This is a genomic window from Janibacter sp. LM, from assembly GCF_039631275.1.
GTDB classification, from domain to species: Bacteria; Actinomycetota; Actinomycetes; order Actinomycetales; family Dermatophilaceae; genus Janibacter; species Janibacter terrae.
In genome coordinates, this window is the sequence record NZ_JBDIVG010000042.1 from 1 (window position 1) to 3,983 (window position 3,983).

A 3,983-nucleotide genomic window follows, 5' to 3' on the forward strand; every position below is an offset into this window, starting at 1 on the left:
TTGGGCACCACAGATCAGATGTCACCTGATCGTGCAGCAGTCCCCGGTCTCTCGGACAACCCTCGACCGCCTCCCTGCTGCAGCTGCTCGCCCCTCCCGGCCAACGAAACCGTTAGCCGGGAGGGCCGGTTATTTACCCCCTTCGCTGTGGGTGGATCGGGCTAGCGTCGAAGACGTCATCCACTGAACGCGGGCTCGCCACCCGCACCACGCAAGGAGAACCATCGTGTCCGATCTGGCAACCACCGTCACCGTCCTCGACGCCTGCGGCAGGGCGCACGTGCCCGTGCTCCTGCTCTCCGATCCCGGCGTCGGCAAGTCCTCGCTCGTGCGGGGCGTCGCCGATACCGAGGGCGTGCCCTGCGAGACCGTCCTCGGCTCGGTCCGCGAGCCCGCCGACGTCGCCGGGCTGCCCGTCGTCGGCGACGGGGGAGCGGTGCACCTTGCCCCGCCCGCGTGGGCTCGCCGCTTGTGCGACGCCGACGCCGGGTGGCTCTTCCTTGACGAACTGACCACCTGCCCGCCTGCCGTGCAGGCAGCCATGCTCACCGTCTCCCTCGACCGCATCGTCGGCGAGACCCCCCTTCCCAACGACGTGCGCGTCGTCGCCGGAGCCAACCCGCCCGACCGCGCCGCCGACGGCTGGGAGTTGTCGCCCCCGCTGGCCAACCGCTTCTGCCACATCGAGTTCCGCCCCTCCGTCGATGAGTGGCTCGACGGCATGTCCGTGGGCTGGTCCGCACCGCCCGCCAGCCGTGCCACCACCCCCGACCCCGCACGCGTCGAAGCGGTCAAGTCGAGCATCCTCGGATTCATCCGCGTGCGCCCCGAGCTCCTGCACGACTTCCCCCGCGACGCCGCCGCCACCGGCGGCCCGTGGCCCTCCCGCCGCTCATGGGCCATGCTCGCCGCCGCGCTGGCCAACGTCCGCGCCGACGACGCCGCCGCACGACAGGCGATCACCTACGGCCTTGTCGGAGAAGGCACCGGAACCGAGTTCCTCGACTGGTGCGACAAGAGCGACCTGCCCGACCCCGCCGACGTGACCGCCGACCCGAGCATCGTGGACTGGAACGACCGCCCCGACCGCGTATGGGCGATCCTCTCCGGCGTCGTCTCCCTCGCCGCCTCTCGCGGCTCGCAGGCCGCATGGATCGAGGCATGGAAGCCGCTGCTCGCCGCCGCCGACGCCGGAGCCCCCGACGTCGCCGCAGCCGCCGCACGACCCCTTGGCCGCGCCCGCCCCGCCAACGCACGCGTGCCCGCCGCCGTGCGCAAGCACTTCGCTCCCGTGCTCGCCGCCGCTGGCCTGAGCAAGGAGGACGCGGCATGAGCCAGCCCACCGCCCGCGCACTGACCCCCGACGAGCAGGAAGCCTTCCGGCTCACGCGACTGCTCGCCGCAGAGCGACAGCCCTACTTCGCCCGAGCACTGTTCGCCGCCTCACCCGTCGCCGCCCCCGGCCTCGGCACCTTCGCCGTGGACCGCTGGTGGAGGCTCTACATCGACCCCGACGCGCTCGCCGCGTGGAGCACCGACGAGGGCGCAGCCGTGCTCATCCACGAAGTGGGCCACCTGCTGCGTGAGCACGGTGAGCGGGTGGACGCGCTCGCCCGCCCGCACCACCCCCTCGCCTGGAACCTCGCCGCCGATGCCGAAATCAACGACGACCTGCTTGCCGCAGGCGTCCCCCTGCCCGACGGAGTGGTCACCCCCGCAGCCCTCGGGCAGCCGCCCAACGGCCTCGCCGAGACCTACTACGCCGCGATCCTCCCGCCCCCCGGATCCCCCGACCTGCCCGACGACGGCGGACCCGGCTGCGGCAGCGGCGCAGGCACCGGCCCGGTCCCCGGCGAGATGCCCGAAGGGACCGACCTGACCGACGGCGCAGCACCGGCACTCGACCCCGCCGCCGCCGACCTCGTGCGTCGCCGCGTGGCTGACGACGTGCGCGCACACATCGAGGCCAAGGGGCGCGGCACCGTCCCCGCAGCCACCGCCCGCTGGGCCTCCGACGTCCTCGCACCCCCCACCATCCCGTGGCAGCGCCTCCTGCGAGCCGCCGTGCGCCGCGCCGTCGCCGACCGCGCCGGACGCGTCACCTACACCTACGCGCGCCCCTCCCGCCGCCGCCTGCCCCGCATCATCAAGCCCGCCATGAGAGCCCCCTCAGTCACCGTCTCCATCGTCGTGGACACCTCCGGCAGCATGAGCCCGGACGACCTCACCGCCGCCGTGAGCGAAATCAGTGGTGTCCTGTCCGCCAACGGCATCGACCGCCACCACCTGCGCCTGCTCTCCTGCGACGCCGCCGCCACCACCGCCCGCCCCATCCGCTCCATCCGCGACGTCACCCTCACCGGGGGAGGGGGTACCGACATGCGAATCGGCATCGACGCAGCCAGCGCCAACCGCCCCGCCCCCGACGTCATCATCGTCCTGACCGACGGCTACACCCCGTGGCCCTCCACCCCCACCCGCGCCCACCTCATCTGCGCGATCATCGGCCCCGACGGACACACCGACGGCACCCCCGAATGGGCCACCACCGTCCACGTCCCGCACACCGGGAACCCGGCATGAGCGCCCCCGAATCCCTGCGCGACTACACCGCCCGACTGGCCGAAGGCACCGGCCTGACCGGCGACGAACTCGCCGCACTCGCCGCCGACACCACCCCCACCGACCACCCCGCCGCGCTCGCAGCTCGTGACGGCTGGAAGGCCGCTGACCTGACGCAGGAGGCGAACCGATGACCGTCGAGTGGTTCGACCTCGGGCTGCGCCTGCACGCCGCGCACACCGCACAGCCTGCGCCGCGCCTGACCCACAGCCCCATCGTCACCGGTCACGCACCCGTGGCCGTGCGAGCAACGAACGACGGCACCACCACGACCGTCACCGCCGCCACCGCCGACCACGCCCCGGCCACCGCCACCAACCGAGACGCCCTCGACCTGCTCGCCGACCTCGGCGCGAGCATCACCGCGCCCGAGCCGGTCACCCTGCTCACCGACACCACCGAGACCCTGCCCGCGCTGCGACGACTGAGCGACCTCTCACGCCCCGGACACAGCACCGAAGCCACCGCCGCCTACATCGGCTGGTGCCTCGACCGCGCCGACTTCCCGACCGGTCGCGCCGTCGCCGACCTCATCGCCGCCGCCCGAGCCCGCTGGGTACTCGGCACCGCGCCCACCGCAGAGACCAACCCCGCCACGTGGCGCTCCTGGCTGAACATCACTGACCCCTCCGCTACCGGCCTGCTCGACCTCCACGCAGCGATCACCACCGCGCCCGCCCTGCCGTCCCTGACTGACCTCGAAGAGGACGACCTCTACGCCTACAGCCGCGCACAGGCAGACCACGCCAACCAGATCGACTGGCGCGGCCCGGACGCCCGCGCCCGCGCAGCCCTCGGCCTGCGGTCACGCTGCGACGCCGCCGAGGTCTACGACTCCGCCCTGCTGACCGACCCCGCCCACCGCAGCCGTGGCGTGCACACCGGGCACGTCATCACCGGAACCGCTAACGCACACCCCGACCGGCGAACCTTCACCGTCCGGGCCGACCGACTCGACGCACGCACCCGCCCCGGCCACGACGTCACCGGCTGGACCGGAACGCCGACCACCCCCGGCGAGACCCTCACCGGAACCGTGACCGCCACCCACGCCGACGGCGACACCCTCGTGCTGACCATCAAGCACGCCACCGCCGCAGAGACCCCCAACCCCGGCGACCCGATCACCCTGCACGACCTGCCCGTCACGCCCGCAAGCCAGCGGTGGCGACGCAAGCGATTCGGCGGCCTGTACAAGGCACGCCGCTCATGGCTGACCACCGGACGCCAGCCCGAACCCACCCGCCGCGACGTGCCCCTCGACGTGCTCGTCGCAGGAGCCGACGACGAGGAAGCCTGACCATGCGCCGCATGGGGCCCCCCCCCCCCCCCCCCCCCCCCCCCCCCCCCCCCCCCCCCCC

Annotated in this window: 4 protein-coding genes; all 4 read left to right on the plus strand. The window is 73.6% G+C overall.

Translation table 11 applies throughout. From position 1 onward, the window contains the following. The first annotated feature begins 226 nt into the window (after positions 1–226). The 4 genes from ABC138_RS16540 to ABC138_RS16555 are packed head-to-tail and all read left to right on the plus strand — an operon-like array spanning position 227 to position 3,922. Complete coding sequence (locus ABC138_RS16540) at positions 227–1,333, plus strand: AAA family ATPase (RefSeq protein ID WP_345914359.1); 1,107 nt, start codon at positions 227–229, stop codon at positions 1,331–1,333. Further along, complete coding sequence (locus ABC138_RS16545; protein ID WP_345914360.1) at positions 1,330–2,583, plus strand: VWA-like domain-containing protein; 1,254 nt, start codon at positions 1,330–1,332, stop codon at positions 2,581–2,583. Before ABC138_RS16540 ends, ABC138_RS16545 begins: the two co-directional genes overlap by 4 nt. Beyond that, the gene (locus ABC138_RS16550) at positions 2,580–2,756 is read left to right on the plus strand and encodes a hypothetical protein (protein WP_345914361.1); all 177 of its coding nucleotides are present in this window, start codon (positions 2,580–2,582) and stop codon (positions 2,754–2,756) included. Before ABC138_RS16545 ends, ABC138_RS16550 begins: the two co-directional genes overlap by 4 nt. Beyond that, positions 2,753–3,922, plus strand: coding sequence for a hypothetical protein (locus ABC138_RS16555; RefSeq protein WP_345914362.1), 1,170 nt, complete (start codon positions 2,753–2,755; stop codon positions 3,920–3,922). Before ABC138_RS16550 ends, ABC138_RS16555 begins: the two co-directional genes overlap by 4 nt. The last annotated feature ends 61 nt before the right edge of the window (positions 3,923–3,983 follow it).